This is a genomic window from Brevundimonas sp. (genome assembly GCF_027484365.1).
In the GTDB taxonomy this organism is placed as follows: Bacteria; Pseudomonadota; Alphaproteobacteria; order Caulobacterales; family Caulobacteraceae; genus Brevundimonas.
The window spans coordinates 1-13019 of record NZ_JAIXTC010000004.1 but is presented as its reverse complement, the minus strand read 5'-3'; the positions used below and the strand labels follow the sequence as shown (position 1 = coordinate 13019).

11 protein-coding genes are annotated in these 13019 nt (G+C 69.0%); 9 read left to right on the top strand and 2 right to left on the bottom strand.

Going from position 1 to position 13019, the window contains the following annotated elements; all coding sequences use genetic code 11:
- Window positions 1–2102 (bottom strand): preprotein translocase subunit SecA (secA, locus tag Q0044_RS01335; RefSeq protein WP_298158533.1); only part of this gene is annotated, 2102 nt, incomplete at its 3' end.
- 231 nt (window positions 2103–2333) lie between these two features.
- Here secA and Q0044_RS01330 point away from each other — a divergent pair.
- From Q0044_RS01330 to Q0044_RS01295, 8 genes are all read left to right on the top strand, one after another.
- Entirely contained in the window at window positions 2334–3320 is a 987-nt protein-coding gene (locus Q0044_RS01330) for a peptidylprolyl isomerase (RefSeq protein ID WP_298158531.1), read from the top strand.
- On the top strand, window positions 3317–4714 hold the full coding sequence (gene argJ / locus Q0044_RS01325; protein ID WP_298158529.1) for a bifunctional glutamate N-acetyltransferase/amino-acid acetyltransferase ArgJ: 1398 nt from the start codon (window positions 3317–3319) through the stop codon (window positions 4712–4714). Before Q0044_RS01330 ends, argJ begins: the two co-directional genes overlap by 4 nt.
- A gap of 50 nt (window positions 4715–4764) precedes the next feature.
- On the top strand, window positions 4765–6099 hold the full coding sequence (locus tag Q0044_RS01320) for a metal-dependent hydrolase family protein (protein ID WP_298158528.1): 1335 nt from the start codon (window positions 4765–4767) through the stop codon (window positions 6097–6099).
- Window positions 6083–7021 carry a retropepsin-like aspartic protease gene (locus tag Q0044_RS01315; protein WP_298158526.1) on the top strand — a complete coding sequence of 313 codons (939 nt, stop codon included), beginning with the start codon at window positions 6083–6085 and terminating at the stop codon, window positions 7019–7021. Before Q0044_RS01320 ends, Q0044_RS01315 begins: the two co-directional genes overlap by 17 nt.
- Before the next feature lie 62 nt (window positions 7022–7083).
- Window positions 7084–8076, top strand: a complete 993-nt coding sequence (gene bioB / locus Q0044_RS01310; protein WP_298158524.1) for a biotin synthase BioB — start codon at window positions 7084–7086, stop codon at window positions 8074–8076.
- A gap of 35 nt (window positions 8077–8111) precedes the next feature.
- A complete protein-coding gene (locus Q0044_RS01305; protein ID WP_298158522.1) occupies window positions 8112–8501 on the top strand; it encodes a Tat pathway signal protein in 390 nt (129 codons plus the stop codon).
- Window positions 8502–8537: 36 nt separating this feature from the next.
- On the top strand, window positions 8538–9194 hold the full coding sequence (locus Q0044_RS01300) for a DUF4893 domain-containing protein (protein ID WP_298158521.1): 657 nt from the start codon (window positions 8538–8540) through the stop codon (window positions 9192–9194).
- A gap of 1 nt (window position 9195) precedes the next feature.
- The gene (locus tag Q0044_RS01295; protein ID WP_298158519.1) at window positions 9196–10392 is read left to right on the top strand and encodes an FAD-dependent oxidoreductase; all 1197 of its coding nucleotides are present in this window, start codon (window positions 9196–9198) and stop codon (window positions 10390–10392) included.
- Here the strand turns inward: Q0044_RS01295 and Q0044_RS01290 are convergent.
- Window positions 10389–12017, bottom strand: a complete 1629-nt coding sequence (locus tag Q0044_RS01290) for a serine hydrolase (RefSeq protein ID WP_298158517.1) — start codon at window positions 12015–12017, stop codon at window positions 10389–10391. The two genes, Q0044_RS01295 and Q0044_RS01290, sit on opposite strands and share 4 nt — an antisense overlap.
- Window positions 12018–12236: 219 nt before the next feature.
- Between Q0044_RS01290 and Q0044_RS01285 the strand changes: the two genes are divergently transcribed.
- On the top strand, window positions 12237–13019 hold a 783-nt coding region (locus Q0044_RS01285; protein ID WP_298158515.1), incomplete at its 3' end, for a TonB-dependent receptor plug domain-containing protein.

The window sequence follows — 13019 nt, the reverse complement described above, 5'->3', positions numbered from 1 at the left end:
TCGAACACGGCCTTGCGCTGGTCGTTCACGACGTCGTCGTACTTCAGCAGGTTCTTGCGGATGTCGTAGTTGCGGGTCTCGACGCGCTTCTGGGCGGTCTCGACGGCGCGGTTCAGCCAGGGGTGGGAGATGGCCTCGCCCTCCGCCACGCCGAACGAACGCATGATGGCGTCCAGACGGTCGCCGGCGAAGATGCGCAGCAGGTCATCCTCGCACGACAGGTAGAATTTCGACGTGCCCGGGTCACCCTGACGGCCCGTCCGGCCGCGCAGCTGGTTGTCGATCCGGCGGCTTTCGTGGCGCTCGGTGCCGAGGACGAACAGGCCGCCGGCGTCGAGTGCGATCTTCTTCTGGACGGCGATGTCGGCCTTCAGCCGCGCCTCCTCGGCGGCCAGCATCTCCGGCGTCACCTCGATGGCGAGATTGCGCTGGTCGAGCCGGTATTTCTCCAGACGCATCTCGAGGTTGCCACCCAGCTGGATGTCGGTGCCGCGGCCGGCCATGTTGGTGGCGATGGTGACTGCGCCCGGCAGACCGGCGTCGGCCACGATGAAGGCCTCCTGCTCGTGCTGGCGGGCGTTCAGGACGTTGTGGGGGATGCCCTTGAATTTGGTCTCGTACTTGATGTCCCAGGCGGCGTCGCCGGCCTTCTGGGCTTCCTTTTCCTTGCCCTCGAACGCCTTCTTCAGGGTCCGCGACACCTCGACCTTGTGCTCGTAGGTGCGCAGCAGTTCGGACAGCTGTTCGGACTTCTCGATCGAGACGGTGCCGACCAGGATCGGCTGGCCGCGCTCGCGGCAGTCTGCGATCTGTTTGGCGATGGCCAGGTTCTTCTCGGCGTAGGTCCGATAGACCTCGTCGTCATAGTCGATACGCTGGACCGGGCGGTTGGTCGGAACCTCCAGGACGTCCATCTTGTAGATGTCGAGGAATTCCTGGGCCTCGGTCGCGGCCGTGCCGGTCATGCCGGACAGCTTCTCGTAGAGGCGGAAATAGTTCTGGATCGTCACCGAGGCCAGGGTCTGGTTCTCGGGCATGATCTTGACGTCCTCCTTGGCCTCGATGGCCTGGTGGAGGCCTTCGGACAGGCGGCGTCCGGTCATCATCCGGCCTGTGAACTCGTCGATCAGGACGATCTCGCCGCCCTTGATGATGTAGTCCTTGTCCTTCTGGTACAGGGTGTTGGCGCGCAGGGCCTGGTTGATGTGGTGCACCAGGCTGATGTTGGCGGCGTCGTAGAGCCCCGTCGTGTCGTCGGCGAAATGGCCGCCGGCCTCCAGCAGCTGTTCAACCTGTTCTGAACCCTCTTCGGTGAGCAGGGCCTGGCGCTGCTTCTCGTCGAGATCGAAGGTCGAGGTGTCCTTGATCAGCTCTTTGATCAGGGCGTCGCAGATCTTGTAGAGATCCGACCGGTCCTCGGTCGGGCCCGAGATGATCAGGGGCGTGCGCGCCTCATCGATCAGGATGGAGTCGACCTCGTCGACGATGGCGAAGTTGTGCGGACGCTGCACCATCTCGCGCCGATCATAGACCAGGTTGTCGCGCAGATAGTCGAAGCCGAATTCGTTGTTGGTGCCGTAGGTGATGTCAGCGGCGTAGGAGGCCTGACGCTGGCCCGAGGACAGGCCGTTGACGATCACGCCCACTTCCAGGCCGAGGAAGCGATAGACCCGCCCCATCCATTCGGCGTCGCGGCGGGCCAGATAGTCGTTGACGGTGATGACGTGGACGCCCTTGCCCTCGAGCGCGTTCAGATACACCGGCGCCACGGCGACCAGGGTCTTGCCCTCGCCCGTGCGCATCTCGGCGATACCGCCGTCATGCAGGATCATCCCGCCGGTCAGCTGCACGTCGTACTGGCGCTGGCCCAGCACGCGCTTGGAGGCTTCGCGCGCGACGGCGAAGGCCTCGTTGAGCAGCTTGTCGAGCGTTTCGCCGGCGGCGACCCGATCCTTGAAGGTCTGGGTCATCATCCGCAGCTCGTCGTCCGACAGGGCGGCGAACTTTGGCTCCAGATCATTGATCTTCTGGACCCGGCTCATGAAGTCCTTGACCTTGCGGTCGTTGGAAGAGCCGAAGAGTTTCTTGGCGAAGCCGAGCATGGGCGATCCGGTAGCGGTCGAGCGGTCTAGAGCTCTGGAATTGCCCGTAAGGGGCGGCGATGAGACGCCGCGAGAGGGGCTGCCGGGCAAGGCGGCGAAACACGCCGCGCATACGATCGAAAACCCCTCGACTTGGGCGCAGGCGGGACTTAAGCACCGACCCTACCCCTGTCAACGCGAGGGGCTTTGCGGCCCGGCGTTTGGACCCCTTCGAACGGGACGGAGCGTCCGATGCGACATTCACGCAACCCTCTGGTTTTCCTTGGTCTCGCCCTGGTCCTCGCCTTGGCCGCCTGCGGTCGCGGCGGGGGCGACGATCGGGCGCCCGAACCGGGCGACCGGGCCGTGGCCGAGGTGCAGGACCAGACGATCTGGGCCTCCGACGTCAAGCGCGAGGCCGTGGCCCAGGGTCTGGTCGGCGAGGGCGAACCGCTGGATGTGACCAGCGACCTGTTCCGCCGGGTGCTGGACGAGGTCATCGACCAGAAACTCCTCGCCGCCGAGGCCGAGCGCCGGGGTCTGGACAATTCCCCGCTGGCCCAGCGCCGACTGCAGGCCACGCGCGAGCGGATTCTCGGCGACATGCTGGTCGAGAACGAGGTCAACGGCCGGATCAACGACCAGGCCGTCCAGACCCTCTATCAGGAGCAGCTGCGCCTCGCCCGGACGTCCGAGGAGATCCGCGTCCGCCTGATCCTGTCCCGCACGAAGCCCGAGGCCGACGCCGTCATCGGCATCCTCGGCCAGGGCGCCAGCTTCGAGGCCGTGGCCCAGGAACGGTCGATCGATGAAGCGACCCGCTTCTCAGGCGGGGATCTCGGCTATTCCACCGCCGACGTCATGCCCCAGGCCTATGCCAATGCGCTGCGTGACGCCGCCGCCGGTTCGACCGTGGGGCCCTTCCAGACCGAGGGCGGCTGGGCCGTGCTGCGGGTCGAGGACCGCCGCCGCGAGAGCCCGCCGACGCTCGATCAGGCCCGGCCCCAGATCGTCCGCTACCTGACCTATGAGGGGGTGCGCCAGCTGCTCGAGGAGCTGCGCGGCAAGGCCAGGGTCAACGTGCTTCTGGCCGCCGAAGGCGGCGCGCCCCAGGAACCGGCCTCCGCCGCCCCTGCGGGACCCAGCCCGACCCCGACCGCCCCGACGACGGACGCCCCGGCTCCGGCCGCGCCTCCCGTCGTGACGCCTGCGCCCGCCGCAAAAGGCGCTGTCCAGTGAGCGAAACGAAGAAGCCCGGCTCGACCGGCAAGGCCATCGAAAACGCCATTGAGAAGGCCTTCGATCCCCTGACCTCCGCCCTCAAGCGGGCGACCCAGCCCCAGCCGTCGCCCCCCGCGCCGGCCGCGCCCGGCAAGCCCGGACTCAAGATCTCGCCCCTCGCCGTGCCCTTCCCGGCCATTCCGCCGGTCGGCGGGGTCGAGATCACCACCGCCCGCGCCGGCTTCTACAAGCACGAACGCGACGACCTGACCGTCTTCCGCTTCGCCCGCGGCACGACCTGCGCCGGCGTCTTCACCCGCCACAAGGTCGGCTCGGCACCGGTCGACTGGTGCCGTCGCCATCTCGATGCGCCCGGCGGAGGCCTCGACGTCCGGGCCCTGGTGGTCAACGCCGGCTGCGCCAACGCCTTCACCGGCAAGGCCGGGGCCGACGCCGCCCGCCGCACGGCCTCGGAAGTCGCCAAGCGGTTCGGCTGTCGCCAGCGCGACGTCATGCTGGCCTCGACCGGCGTGATCGGGGTCCTGCTCGACGACAAGAAGATCGCCGCCCGCCTGCCGGAGATCGAGACGAAGCTCGATTCTGACGTCCCGCCGACGGAACAGTGGGCCGCCGCCGGTCGCGGCATCATGACCACGGACACCTTCCCCAAGGGGTCCTACGCCGAGGCCACGATCGACGGTTTCAAGGTCCGGATCGCCGGCATCGCCAAGGGTTCGGGCATGATCGCGCCGGACATGGCGACCATGCTGGGCTTCATCGTCACCGACGCCAGTATCCACCCGACCGTGCTGCGCGCCCTGCTGGGCCTGCATGTCCGCACGACGTTCAACTCGGTCACCGTCGACGGCGACACCTCGACCAACGACACCTGTCTTCTGTTCGCCACGGGCGCGAGCGGCGCGCCGCGCATCGGCCGGGTCGGCGACCGCCGCCTGAAGGAATTCTCCGCCGCCCTGGAAAAGGTCATGCTCGACCTCGCCCACCAGCTGGTCCGCGACGGCGAGGGCGCCTCCAAATTCGTCCGCATCACCGTGGACGGCGCGGCCTCGCCCGCCTCGGCCCGCAAACTGGCCAAGTCGATCGCCGACAGCCCCCTGGTCAAGACCGCCATCGCCGGCGAGGACGCCAACTGGGGCCGGGTCGTCATGGCCGTCGGCAAGACCGAGGAGCCGGTCGACCGCGACCACCTGGCCATCCGGTTCGGCCCCCACGTCGCCGCCGTCGACGGCGCGGTCTCCCCGACCTACGACGAGGCGAAGATGAGCGCCTATATGAAGAAGCCCGAGATCGACATCAGCGTCGACGTCGGCTCCGGTCGGGCCTCCGCCACGGTCTGGACCTGCGATCTAACCAAGGGCTACATCGAGATCAACGGGGATTACCGGAGCTAGCGTCCGCTTCCCTGACATGCCTAAACTCCCGCAAAACGGGGAGTGAGTTCATGAAGGCTGTGATCGCGGGGGCCGTCTTCGCCCTGCTGACCGGAACCGTCGCCAGCGCCCAGGACGGGACCACCGCGCCGGTCGCCGGCGCCGTCACCCTGGTCCAGGCGGGCCATCTGCTGGATCGGCCCGGACAGTCGCCGCGCGGCGCCTCCACCGTCGTCATCCGCGACGGCAAGGTCGAGGCGGTTCAGGACGGCTTCGTCGGCACGGACGCCTTCCCCGGCGCGACGATCGTCGACCTGCGCGACCGGTTCGTCCTGCCCGGCCTGATCGACAGCCATGTGCATCTGGCGACGGACCGGGCGGGCGAGGCCCGGGTTTTGCGCGACGTTACCGAAAACCTTCCGGCCCAGGCCTATGAGGCAGCCGAGAATGCCCGCAAGACCCTGATGGCGGGCTTCACCACCGTGCGGAACCTCGGCGACACAGGCGGGGTGACCCTGGCCCTGCGCGACGCAACTGCCGAGCACCGGATCGCCGGCCCCCGGATCGTGGATGCCGGGATGTCGATCTCGACCACCTCAGGTCATATGGACGACCGTCTGGGCCTCAACGACGACCTCCGCGAACACACCGATCACGACAACGTCTGCGATGACACGGCCAGCTGCCGCGAGGCGGTGCGTCTCCAGATCGGCCGCGGGGCCGATGTGATCAAGATCGCCACCACCGGCGGGGTCAACAGCCGCATCGGGGCCGGTCTGGGCGCACAGATGTTCGAGGACGAGGCCCGGGCCCTGATCGAGACCGCCCACCTGTACGGCAAGAAGGTCGCGGTCCACGCCCACGGGGCCGACGGCATCGACATGGCCCTGAGGCTGGGGGCGGACTCCATCGAGCACGGCACCATCCTGGGCGAGGATACCATCCCGTTATTCCTGCGCTCCGGGGCCTATTACGTGCCCACCCTGTCCACGGTGAACGGCTATCGCGCCCGTCTGGCCGCCGATCCCAACGCCTATCCGCCCGCCGTTCTGCCCAAGATCCTGTGGCGGATCTCGATCACCGGCCGCTCGCTGGAGGCGGCCTACCCGGCGGGCGTACGCATCGCCTTCGGCACCGACGCCGGAGTGTCGCTGCATGGCCGCAACGCCGACGAGTTCGAACTGATGGTCGAACACGGCATGACCCCGATGGCGGCGATCCAGGCCGCCACCGTCAACGCCGCCGACCTGCTCGGCCTGTCCACCGAGGTCGGCAGCCTGGAGCCCGGAAAGCGCGCCGACCTGATCGCCGTCGAGGGCGACCCCCTGACCGACGTGACTGTGCTGAAGTCCGTCGGGTTCGTCATGCGCGACGGCCGGATCTATCGCCATGACGAGGGGCAATAGCCCCCGGGCGACGCTCCCCCGCCGCGCCGTCCTCGCCGCCGCCTCCGCTCTTCTTCTGGCACGCCCTGCCGCGGCCCATCAGTCCCGGGACCGCCGGTCGGACCGCCTGATCCACGGCGGCCGCCTGACCCTGCCGGTCCTGATCGAGGGCCGAGGCCCCTTCCTGTTCGCCATCGACACCGCCGCCACCGCCTCGGTCGTCGCCGGAGACCTCGCCTCGAGCCTCGGCCTTCGCCCCTCCGGCCCGATCGCCATGCACACCCTGATCGGCCGCGAAGTGGTCGAAGCGGTGACGGCCGGTCGCATCCGCTCCGGTGGCCTCGACCGCACCGGGGTCCGGCTCGCCGTGGCCAGCCGATCAGGTCTCGACGGGGCCGACGGCCTGATCGGCGCGGACCTGCTGTCAGGATATCGCCTGGTCCTGGAGTTCAAAGGGCGCAACTGGGCGCGAATCAGTCGTTCGCGGCCGCCGCCGATCGGCTTCTTTGACGCCCCCAATACGGTGAACCCCCTCGCGGACGGCGGGCAGCAAGGGATCGGCGGGCCGATCACACTGGAGGGCCGATCCCGGGGCGCACCGATCCGGGTCATCATCGACACGGGCGCCCAGGTCAGTCTGATCAACCGGCCCGCCATGGACGGGGGTCGGGCCTCTCCACTTCTGCTGGACGACGGCACGGATCGTATCCCGGTCATGTCCCCGACCGGCAGCTCGGCCATCGCCTCGGCGGTCCTGCTGCACGACCTGCATTTCGCCGGGGTCGCCCTCAGCCGGTTGCCGGTACTGGCGGGCGACTTTCACGTCTTCAGACACTGGGGGTATGGCGATGTGCCGGCCATCCTGATGGGGGTGGATATCCTGGGCCTGTTCGAGACCGTAATCGTGGACCTGGGCCGGGGCGAGATCATGCTGGGGGCCTGATCGTTGATCCGGACCCCGGCCGCCCCCTTGCGTCCGAACCCGCCTTGAGTCACCACCCGCCCATGACCGACCTGTCCCTGCCCCGCCACGACTGGACCCTGACCGAGGTCGAAACCCTGTTCGCCCGACCCTTCATGGAGCTGGTGTTCGAGGCCGCGACCGTTCACCGCCGCTGGTTCGATCCGTCGGAGGTCCAGAAGTCCCAGTTGCTGTCGATCAAGACGGGCGGCTGCGCCGAGAACTGCGGCTACTGCTCCCAGTCCGCCAGTTTCGACACCGGCCTGAAGGCCGAGAAGCTGATGGACACCACCGCCGTCCTCGCCGAGGCCATGGCGGCCAGGGCGGGCGGCGCCTCCCGCTTCTGCATGGGCGCGGCCTGGCGGGAGCTCAAGGATCGCGACACGCCGAAACTCGCCGCCATGATCTCTGGCGTGAAGGCGCTCGGTCTGGAAACCTGCGCCACCCTGGGCATGCTGACCGCCGATCAGGCGAAACAGCTGAAGGCCGCCGGTCTCGACTACTACAACCACAACCTCGACACCGGTCCTGACTACTATGCCGAGGTCGTCACGACCCGGACCTATCAGGATCGTCTCGACACCCTGGAGCACGTCCGCGACGCCGGCATGTCGACCTGCTGCGGCGGCATCGTCGGCATGGGCGAGAGCCGCCGCGACCGCGCCGGCCTGCTGCACGCCCTGGCCACCCTGCCGGTCCATCCCGACAGCCTGCCGGTCAACGCCCTCGTCCCCGTCACGGGAACGCCGCTGGGCGAGCAGGTCCTGAAGACAGGCGAGATCGACCCGATCGAGTTCGTCCGCACGGTCGCGGTCGCCCGCCTCGTCTGCCCCCGCGCCATGGTCCGCCTGTCGGCCGGGCGCGAGACGATGAGCCCGGAAATGCAGGCCCTGTGTTTCCTCGCCGGCGCCAACTCCATCTTCGTCGGCGGCAAGCTGCTGACCACACCGAACCCGGAACAGGACGAGGACGCCAGACTGTTCGCCCTCCTCGACCTCAAGCCGATGGAGCCTGCACGGGTCGAGGCCGCAGCGTAACCCGACCTTAAGCGACCCTGTGCCACAAGGGCCGCATGAAACGTCGCGCCCTTCTCGCCGCCCCGCTCGCGCTCGCCGCAACGCCCGCCCTCGCTTCCGGCGGCGGTGGAGGCGGCTCGGCCGGCGGCTATGTCCGCTATCCCACGATCACCGCCACCACGATGCGCTCCGACGGTCGTCGCGGCGTGATGACGGTCGAGACCGGGGTCGATGCGCCCGACGCCGCCCTGAAGCTGCGCGCCGAACAGTCGCAGCCCCGGATGCGGGCGGTGTTCAACATCCTCGTCCAGCGCGAAGCCAACACCCTGCTGCCTGGCGGGGTGCCGAACGTCGACCGCCTGGCCGCCCAGCTGCAGTCGGCGACCAACATCATCCTCGGTCAGCGCGGCGCCCGCCTGCTCATCGGCACAGTGATGATCGTCTAGCTTGACGACAGGCGAGGCGTCAGGCCCCTTGCGGCCATGCGCATCCTCGCCCTCTCGACCCTTCTGCTCCTGGCGGCCCCCCTGGTTGCGGGATGCGCCTCGGCACCCCCTCCCCCCCCGCCACCACCGCCGCCGTCCGGACCGGGCGTCGTGGAGCTGCGGGACTGGCGCAGCATCATCACCGCCACCGATCGTGACCGCTATGTCCGCCGGGACGCCGCCTGGCGCCTGGCGCTTGAACAGGCCCGCCGTCAGCCCGGTTCGGGCGACCTCCGCTCGCTCGGCGACCTGATCGCGCCCGACGCCGCCCGCAACAACGTCGCGCCGCCGCCGGGCAACTATCGCTGTCGGACCGTCAAACTGGGATCCCAGGGCGGCGAGACCGGCCTCGGCTTCATCATCTACGGCTGGTTCGACTGCCGCATCGAACAGACGCCGCGCGGCCTGAAATTCTCCAAGACCACCGGCTCCCAGCGCCCGTCGGGCCTGCTGTTCCCGGAGGATCCCCGCCAGATGGTCATGCTGGGCTCTGTCGCCCTCGCCGCCGAACCGCCGGCCAACTCCTACGGCCAGCGTCCCGACCGGGACATCGTCGCGGTGCTGGAGCGGCTCGGCGACGCCCGCTGGCGACTGGTCATCCCCTGGCCCCAGAACGAGTCCAACCTCGACCTGATCGAACTGGTCCCGAACTAGAATGGCCCGGTCGGTCGCCGTCGTCGGCGCCGGGCCGACCGGTCTGGCCCTCGCCCTGATGCTGGCGCGTCAGGGGCGGCGGGTCGTCGTTCATGAGCGGTTCGACGAACCGAAACCGATCGGCGCCGGCTTCATGCTCCAGCCGACGGGACTGCACGTTCTGGATCGCCTCGGCCTGACCGACCGGGTCGCCGCCCTCGGCCAGCCGCTGAACCATCTGTTCGGACGCGAGGCGCGCCGTCGCCGCATCGTGCTCGACGTCCGGTATTCCGACCTGAAATCGCCCCGGCCCGACGGGATCAACGCGCTCGGCGTCCACCGCTCCGCCATTTTTCAGGTCCTGTACGAGGCCTGCCTCGCCGGGGGCGTCACCTTCGAGACCCGCCGCGAGATCGTGTCCGCCGCCGCCGGACGGATGACCGACGCCCACGGCGTGACGGGCCCGGCCTTCGACCTGGTCATCGACGCCTCGGGCGCCCGCTCGCCGATCGCCCGCGACCTGCTGGCCCGTCAGGGCGGCCGTCGTCACGAGCTGGAGTGGGGCGCGCTCTGGGCCACCGTGCCCTGGCCCGGCGCGCCGTTCGACGAGACAGCGCTGGAACAGGTCTATCGCGGCGCCTCGCGCATGATCGGCGTCCTGCCCGTCGGCGCCCGCCCGGACAGCCCCGATCGCCTCGCCACCTTCTTCTGGAGTCTGAAGTCCGCCGACCATGACTACTGGCTGCGCGCCGGGATGGAGCGGTGGAAGGCCGAGGTGCGGGGTCTTTGGCCCCAGGTGGCCGGACTGCTGGAGACCATTCCCGATCCCGAGGCCCTGACCCTCGCCCGCTACGGCCACCACACCCTGCCCCTGCCGGTCGCGGACCGTCTCGCCGTCGTCGGCGACGCCGCCCATTCGACCAGTCCGCAGCTGGGTCAGGGGGTCAACATGGGCCTGCTGGACGCCCTCACCCTGGCCGAGGCACTGGCGACCCACGAGGAGCTCGACGAGGCCCTGACCGCCTACGCCCGCATCCGCCGCTGGCATGTGCGGCTGTACCAGGGCCTGTCGATGGGCTTCACCCCCTTCTACCAGGCCGACGGCCAGGCCCTGCCCTGGGTCCGCGACCATGTGCTGGGCAAGCTGGCGCGCCTGCCGTTCGCGGCGCGGATATTGGCCGCGACGGTGTCGGGGGTGCTGCTGGATCCGAGGCGCTAGACCTTCGTCAGCCTCAGATTCTGATAGTCGTAGCTGAAGTCGATGTCCGGGCTCACGCCCTTGACCGTCGCCCGCACCGGCTTGCCGTCCACGATCTCGAAGGTGACGAAGGCGTCCTCCTCGCGTTTGTCGGGGAAGCGGGTGCGCAGCATGTCGCCGTCATAGGGCTCCAGCGGCCCCTGCAGCGCCGGGTTATGGGTGAACGACAGCCACAGGGTCACGTCGCGGGCCTCGATGGTGATGTCGCCGTACCAGGGATCGCGCCAGGTCCCGACGAAGGCCGACAGGGGCAGGGACGGCCGGTCGCCGGCCGCCTGTTTCGCATCGATCTCGGCGGCGGCCTTCAGCGAGGCCTCGATCCCCTTCGCCTCCAGCGCCTTCGAATCCGCGATCCAGTCGAAGCCCTGCTTGCCCATCAGGATGTCGACCAGGCCGCTGCGCAGGGTGCGCAGCAGGAAATTCTCTTCCGCGTTCGAGAACACCGACACCCCCGCCTTACGGCCCGGGATCAGGACGGTGAACGAGTTGCCGCCCGGAGAGCCGCCGCCGTGGCTGACGATCCGCTCGCCGCGATAGTCCTGCACCTGATGACCCATGGCGTAGGTCGAGGCGATGGCCCGGCCGGGCAGTTCCGCCGTCGGTCCCGGCGTGCCGGAAATGATGACGTTGGGCCGCCACATCTCGGTCGCCCGCGCCTCGGTGAACAGCCGGGTCCCGTCGGGCAGGGCCCCCATGTTGAGGCGCAGGATCATCCACTTCGCCCAGTCGGCCGGCGAGGCGCAGATGCCTCCCGCGGCGGCGGCCGAATCCCAGTCCCAGATGCCGACAATACTGTCGGCGATTTTCGTCATCGGTCCCTGATAGCGCAGCGGCGGCCCGACCCGCGCGTGCGGCAGGGCCGACTTCGCCGGGTCGGCCAGACTGGCCATGGGCACGGTGTCGGTCATGCCCAGCCGGTCGAAGATTCGGGTCTGGACGAAGGCTTCCCACGTCATCCCGGAGACGGCTTCCAGCACCGCCCCGGCCACCACGAACATCAGGTTGCAGTAGTGGTAGTTGGCGCGGAACCCGTCCTCGATCGGCACGAACGGGACCCGGGCCAGCACCTCTGCGCGGCTGCGGTTCGAGTTCGGCCAGAACAACAGGTCCCCGGCGCCCAGGCCGAAGCCGGCCCGGTGGCTCAGCGTGTCGCGCACCGTGATGTGGTCGCCGATATAGGGGTCCGACAGGGTGAAGCCGGGCAGGTAGGTCTTCACCGGCTCGTCCCACTTCACCTTGCCTTCGTCGACGAGAATGGCGAGGGCGGCGGCGGTGACGTTCTTGGAGTTGGAGGCGATGGCGAACAGGGTGTGTTCGTCGGCCCGACCGGGACGGCCCATCGCCTTGATGCCGTATCCACGCGCCAGAACCGTCTGGCCGTCTTTGACCACCGCCACGCCGAGCGCCGGCTGGTCCGGCCAGGCCGCCATGGCCGCTGTCACATAGGCGTCGATCGCCTCGGCCAGCCCCTCATTGTCATTCGCAGGGTTCGACGTCTTCGACCATGCGGCCGACGGAAGGGCCGCGGCTCCGGCGGATGCGAACAGGGCCGAGCGGCGCGTGAGGGCGGGCAGGCGATCGGTCATGGGCAGGCTCCGGTCCATCGGGTTGGCGAGGCTAGCGGCAGCAGGCAGGGCGCGCCAGCCCGCCGATCCGGCCGCCCCGTTTCCGCCATCATGATTGCTTGGGTGTAACATTATGAAATCCCGGCGAAAATGACCTCGAAGTAACTTTGGGACGTAAAGGAAGCTTGATACTGCGGTGCTCGAACGGGCGCATGCGGTGCCTGCCAGGGGGCTATGATCATGATCCGACTGAAGACCATCCTGATGGCGGGCGCCGCTATGGCCGCCATCAGCTCGCCGGTCATGGCCCAGACCGCCCCCGCCCAGCCGGCGCAGCAGACGCCGCCCGCGCGAAGCCAACCCGCCCAGGAGCAGAACGAGGGCGAGGCCCAGACCGACGCCGTGACCGACGTCGTCGTCACAGGGAACCGCGAAGAGACCCGTACCTCCATCGACTCGGTCAGCTACAGCCTGGACACAGACCTCCAGGCCACGACCGGCAGCCTCGCCGACGCCCTGCGCAATGTGCCTTCCGTCGATGTGGATCCCGAGGGCAACGTGTCCCTGCGCGGCGACGCCAACGTCACCATCCTCGTCGACGGTCGTCCCTCCGGCATCCTGTCCGGCGCCGGACGCGGGCAGGCGATCCAGCAGCTGCCGGCCGGACAGTATTCCCGGATCGAGGTCATGACCAACCCCTCGGCCGCCTACAGTCCCGAGGGCTCGGGCGGGGTCATCAACCTGATCACCCGGCCGAACGCGCCCCGTCCGGGACGCCAGACGACCGGTTCTATCCGCGTCAACGTCGGCGACGACGGCCGCTGGAATGCGGGTGTTTCCGGCTCGATCCAGGAAGACCGCCTGACGCTCTCCGGCGACATCAGCTACCGCGCCGACCCCGTCAGCGTCTCGCTGGAGCGCATCCGCGAACAGTTCAACCCGGCCACCGGCGCCCTGCTGTCGACCACGACCACCGTGCAGGAGGTCGAGAACGACCAGTCCGGCGTGGTCAGCCGGGTCACC